We start from the raw sequence: 4,806 nt of genomic DNA, 5'->3' as shown, positions 1-4,806 counted from the left end.
TCACTTCCCCTCCCGCCACATGAGCCAGATCTTTGCGCCCAGCACTTCGATCTGGCGGCTTACTTCGAAGCCGAATTTCGAATAGAAGCGCACGCTGCTCTCCCGCCCGGTTTCGAGATAGCCACCGGTTCCGGCGCCATCCATCATCTCGCAGTAGTGGTTCATCAGCGCGCCGCCGATGCCGCGGCCCTGGGCGCTCTCGGAGACGGCGATGGGGTCCAGGTGCAAGTGGGGCCTTTGTGGATCGTGGCGTGCCCAGGCGCCGTGCATTCTCGCCGCACGCGGGAGCGTGTCCTTGAGGGCCATCGCGAGGGCCGGAAGCTGCGTGAGCGTTTCCAGGGTGGAGGGCTTGCAGCGCGGCCAGGCGACCACGCGCATCACGCCGAGAAGCGCATCCCCCTCGCGCGCGACCCACAGGTCGCCGGGGGAGCGCGCAAAGAGCTGCGCGAACACCGCACGCATCCGGTCCTCGCGGCCGCGAAAGACCACACGGTTCTCGGGCAGGTCGATCATCGCGCGCGCTGCAAGAGCAGCGGCGGGCCGGGCGTCGGCGCGGCGAGCGGGTTCGATGGTGAGGGAGCTCATGCTCAGCAACATAATCGCAAGCGCGTGCCGCGCCCACCTGCGCCGCCTTGCCCGCTCCGGCCCCAGCGATTACCTGTAATCCCCGGGGCAGATGGGAAATCGCAGCATGAGCAGAAAAATCGCCGTCGTGGGGGCCGGAATCGCCGGGGCCAGTTGCGCCCGGGCGCTCGCCAACGCCGGACTCTCCGTGAGCGTCTTCGAGAAGGCGCGCGGGCCGGGCGGGCGCATGGCCACCCGGCGCGCAGATTCGCCCCTGGGAAAGCTCCAGTTCGACCATGGCGCCCCCTACTTCAGCGCATTCGGTGACGACATGCGCGAGAGGGTCGCCGACTGGGAGGCGCGCGGGCTGTGCGCGGCCTGGGATGCGGCTTTTGAAATGATCGGCGCTTCGGGCGCCGCCAGCGTCGCGCCGGGCGAGCACTACGTGGGGCTACCGCGCATGAGCGTGCTGATCCGCGACCTGCTCGGCAAGACGGAGCTGCATACCCGCGCCCGCATTACCCACGTGCGGCCCGGCAATTCGGGCCCGACGATCTGCACCGAAACCGAGGAATTCGGTCCCTTCGACGGGGCCGTCATTGCGCTGCCGGCTCCCCAGGCGGCGCCGCTGCTTGCCGAACTCGCCCCCGAGCTCTCGGCGCGCGCGGCAAAGGTTGAAATGGATCCCGTCTGGTCGGCGATGGTGAGCTTCGAGGCGCCGCTGGAGCTCCCCTACGGCGCGGCCTACGTGGGCAACTCCCCGCTCTTTTTGATCTCGCGCGACTCGGGCAAGCCCGGCCGAAACGGAGCAGAGAGCTGGGTGCTGCTCTCGACCACCGAGTGGGCAGAAGATCATATCGGCGACGAGCCCGCCGCCGTCGCGGCCGCCCTGCTCGAGGCGCTCTGGAAGGTCACGGGTCTTGCGCAGCAAGCGGCCGCCTTCAGCGCGGCGCACCGCTGGCGCTACGCGCGGGTTCACAAGCCCCTTCCCGAGCCATGGTTCTGGGACCCCGCACATGCCGTCGGCGCCTGCGGCGACTGGTTCCGCCTGGGAAGCGCCGAGGGCGCCTACGTCTCCGGCCTGCACCTGGCGCAGGAAATTCTCAAAGACTGATAACAGAGCCTCTCAAACGACGAAGGTACGAAAAAAGCCCGGCTATCAAGGCCGGGCTTTTTCCTTTCGAATGTCGGTTCTAGTAACGGTCGCGACCGCCGCCGCCGTAGCCGCCGCGATCACGGCCTCCGCCGCCACCGTAGCCACCACGACCGCCGCCACCGCCGCCGCGCGAGCGTTCCTGGGCTTCGTTCACGCGCAGGCTGCGACCGCCCATTTCCTTGCCGTCGAGCTCGGAAATCGCGTTGCGACCGGCCTCGTCGTCGTCAAGGGTCACGAAGCCGAAGCCGCGCGGACGACCGGTCTCACGGTCGGTAATCAGTGCCACTTCGCTGACCGAACCGAAGGCCTCGAACTTTTCGCGAACTTCTTCCTCGGTCGCGCTGAAGGGAAGGTTGCCAACATAGATCTTCATCGTCTCAATTCCTCACAAGGGCAAAGCTACGGTCGCTCAATTCCAGCCGTACGCCGCGTCCCGTAGCGACGCCCGCGTGGTGGTTGCCTCCACCTGGAGGCGATCGTGATTGCGAGGGATTGGGCCGTGAACTTCTGACCGGGCGCTCGGATGGACCGGGATCTACCAAGGCAAGAGCGTGCGGAATATCTCCTCGTTCGCCGCAAACTATATCAATCGCCGAGAATGGCTGGCAACTCAAAAAGTTGTGACATGAAGCGCTCGCGAGGCGCGCATCTGGATGGCCCGGCGGACCTATTTGCGCGGCTTTCGGGCGCCTTCCCTCCGCGCGCCTTCAAAGACGGCCTGCCCGATCCGGTCGATGAAGGCGTAGACATCCTCGATGCTCTTGCCGGGGGTGTGGGCCAGGTTGACCATGAAGTGCCCGCACCCGACGTAGGCGGTGGCCAGGTCCTCGGCGCTCAGGCTCGTGTCGAAGTAGCCCATTTCCTGGCCCTTGCGCACGGCGTCCAGGGCGTGGTCGCGCTGCTGCTCGTAGAACTTGAGGTAGCGCGGCCAGATCTCTTCGCGAATCGAGGCGCTCCAGTCGATCCAGAGCTTCACGTAGTCGCTGTCGGACTTCACTTCGTCGGCAAACATCTTCGCATGAAGCGCCATGCCGGCTACCGGATCGGCGTTTCCGCCAAGGGCGTCGTCGGACATCTTCAGGAAGTGGCGCTCGACTTCATCGAGCACCGCGCCGACCAGCGCCTCGCGCGTGGGGAAGTAGTGAAAGACCGAAGAGACCGCCACGCCCGCCCGGCGCGCCACGTCGGCATGGGCGGCGCGTGATAGACCGCGCTCAGCGAAGGCCGCGATCGCGCAGCCGAGTAGCTGGGCGCGGCGATCGGCCGGCGCAAGACGCGTGCGCTTTCTCGCACCCTGCGCCCTCTTGGCGGCTGTCTGCTGTGCTTTTCCGGTCTGCATGATTCTTCCCGAATGGGCCCGCAATTGTTATTGACAGGTCTGTCAGTAAGCTATACGCTCTTATCGACTAACTTGTCAATACGGGGATTCAAAGCATGAGCAAAGAACTGCCACGCGCCTGTATCATCGGCGCCGGAACCAGCGGCCTGATCTGCGCGAAAGTCTTCAAGGAACACGGCATTCCCTACGACTGCTTTGAAAAAGGCAGCGGCCTTGGCGGGATCTGGCGCTTCAAGAACGACAACGGCATGTCCACCTGCTACCGCTCGCTGCACATCAACACGTCCAAGCGCATGATGGTGCTCTCGGACTTCCCCTTCAAAGACTCCGTCGCCGAGTATCCCACGCACGAGGAAATTCTCGATTACTTCGAGGAGTACACCGACCACTTCGGTATCCGCGACTCCATTGAATTCAAGACCGAGGTCAAACACGTCTCACGCACCGACGAGGGTACCTGGCGCGTGGAGATCTCCAGGCCCGACAAGCCCGCCCACGAGGTGCGCTACTACGACTTCGTCGCCGTGGTGAACGGGCACCACTGGGACCCGCGCCTGCCCAAATTCCCCGGCAAGTTCAACGGCATCGAAATGCACGCCCACCACTACGTCGACAGCGAAGATCCCCACGATTTGCGCGACAAGCGCGTGGTCATTGTCGGCATGGGCAACTCGGCCATGGACATCGCCTGCGAGCTGGCCCACCGCGGCCAGGGTGCCAGCAAGGTGTTTCTCGCCCAGCGCTCGGGCGTGTGGATCGTGCCCAAGATTCTGGGCAACACCCCGCAGGATGAATTTGTGCGCCACCCCATGGTGGAGCCCACGCCCTGGGAGAAATTCCGCCGCAAGTACATCCCGGTGGAACTGCGCCGAAAGATCGGCGGCGCCATCACCGAGGCCGTCATCAACATGGCCATGGGCAAGCCCTCGCGCGTGGGTCTGAAAGACCCCAAGGAACCGCTCTCCATGCGCCACCCGACGATCTCCTCGGAGATCCACAACCGCCTCGTTCATGGCGACGTCACCCCGAAGGGCAACATCGCCGAGCTCATGGGCGATAAGGTGAAGTTCGAGGACGGCAGCATCGAGGAAGTCGATGCCATCATCTACGCCACCGGCTACAACATCACCTTCCCGTTCTTTGACAAGGAATTTCTCAGCGCCCCCAACAACTCGATCCCGCTCTGGCAGCGCATCTTCGATCCGCGCTATCCCGACCTGGCTTTCGTGGCACTCGTGCAGCCCCTGTGCTCGATGATGCCCATCGCCGAGCTGCAGTCGAACTTCATCGCATCCTATCTCACGGGCGAGACCGCCCTGCCCTCGCCCGCGCAGATGGAATCGGAAATGCGCCGCTACGACGAGATGATGAAGAAGCGCTTTACCAACTCGCCCAGCCACACCATCCAGATCGATTGTCCCGAGTACAGCTTCTTCCTGCGCGAGGCATGGGAGAAGGGCAAGGCCCGCGCCCGCAAGGCCGGCAACCCCATTCCCGTGGCGCGGCGCGCAAGCGACAAGCCCGAGAAGATCAAGGCCGCCGCGAGCGCGAAAAAGACGGCGAAGACGAAAGCAAAAAAACCGGCGAAGCCGGCCCAGGCAGTGGCGAAGTAAGACGCATCACCAAATCGCCCCACGTCGGGCGCAGTTGTTGGGACATCCGCAATTGAGCCGCCCCGCCCCGCCAATCAGGGTTGGGGCATGCATCACGTATTTTCAACCATTCAAAAAGTTCTGACCCCGCTCTT

General features: G+C 64.4%; 5 protein-coding genes. 2 read left to right on the top strand and 3 right to left on the bottom strand.

What is annotated here, in order from left to right:
• Entirely contained in the window at positions 1–585 is a 585-nt protein-coding gene (locus KDH09_05025) for a GNAT family N-acetyltransferase (protein ID MCB0219037.1), read from the bottom strand.
• A gap of 106 nt (positions 586–691) precedes the next feature.
• Here KDH09_05025 and KDH09_05020 point away from each other — a divergent pair, with 106 nt between their 5' ends.
• Positions 692–1,678, top strand: coding sequence for an FAD-dependent oxidoreductase (locus KDH09_05020; GenBank protein ID MCB0219036.1), 987 nt, complete (start codon positions 692–694; stop codon positions 1,676–1,678).
• Between the two features lie 79 nt (positions 1,679–1,757).
• Here KDH09_05020 and KDH09_05015 read toward each other — a convergent pair whose 3' ends face one another.
• Entirely contained in the window at positions 1,758–2,093 is a 336-nt protein-coding gene (locus KDH09_05015; GenBank protein MCB0219035.1) for an RNA-binding protein, read from the bottom strand.
• Positions 2,094–2,387: 294 nt separating this feature from the next.
• A complete protein-coding gene (locus tag KDH09_05010; protein MCB0219034.1) occupies positions 2,388–3,059 on the bottom strand; it encodes a TetR/AcrR family transcriptional regulator in 672 nt (223 codons plus the stop codon).
• A gap of 95 nt (positions 3,060–3,154) precedes the next feature.
• Here KDH09_05010 and KDH09_05005 point away from each other — a divergent pair, with 95 nt between their 5' ends.
• On the top strand, positions 3,155–4,672 hold the full coding sequence (locus KDH09_05005) for an NAD(P)-binding domain-containing protein (protein MCB0219033.1): 1,518 nt from the start codon (positions 3,155–3,157) through the stop codon (positions 4,670–4,672).
• Positions 4,673–4,806: the final 134 nt, after the last annotated feature.

The sequence above is a fragment of the Chrysiogenia bacterium genome, assembly GCA_020434085.1.
In the GTDB taxonomy this organism is placed as follows: domain Bacteria; phylum JAGRBM01; class JAGRBM01; order JAGRBM01; family JAGRBM01; genus JAGRBM01.
The sequence above is the reverse complement of the archived record's forward strand: the minus strand, read 5'-3'. Positions and strand labels throughout refer to the sequence as shown.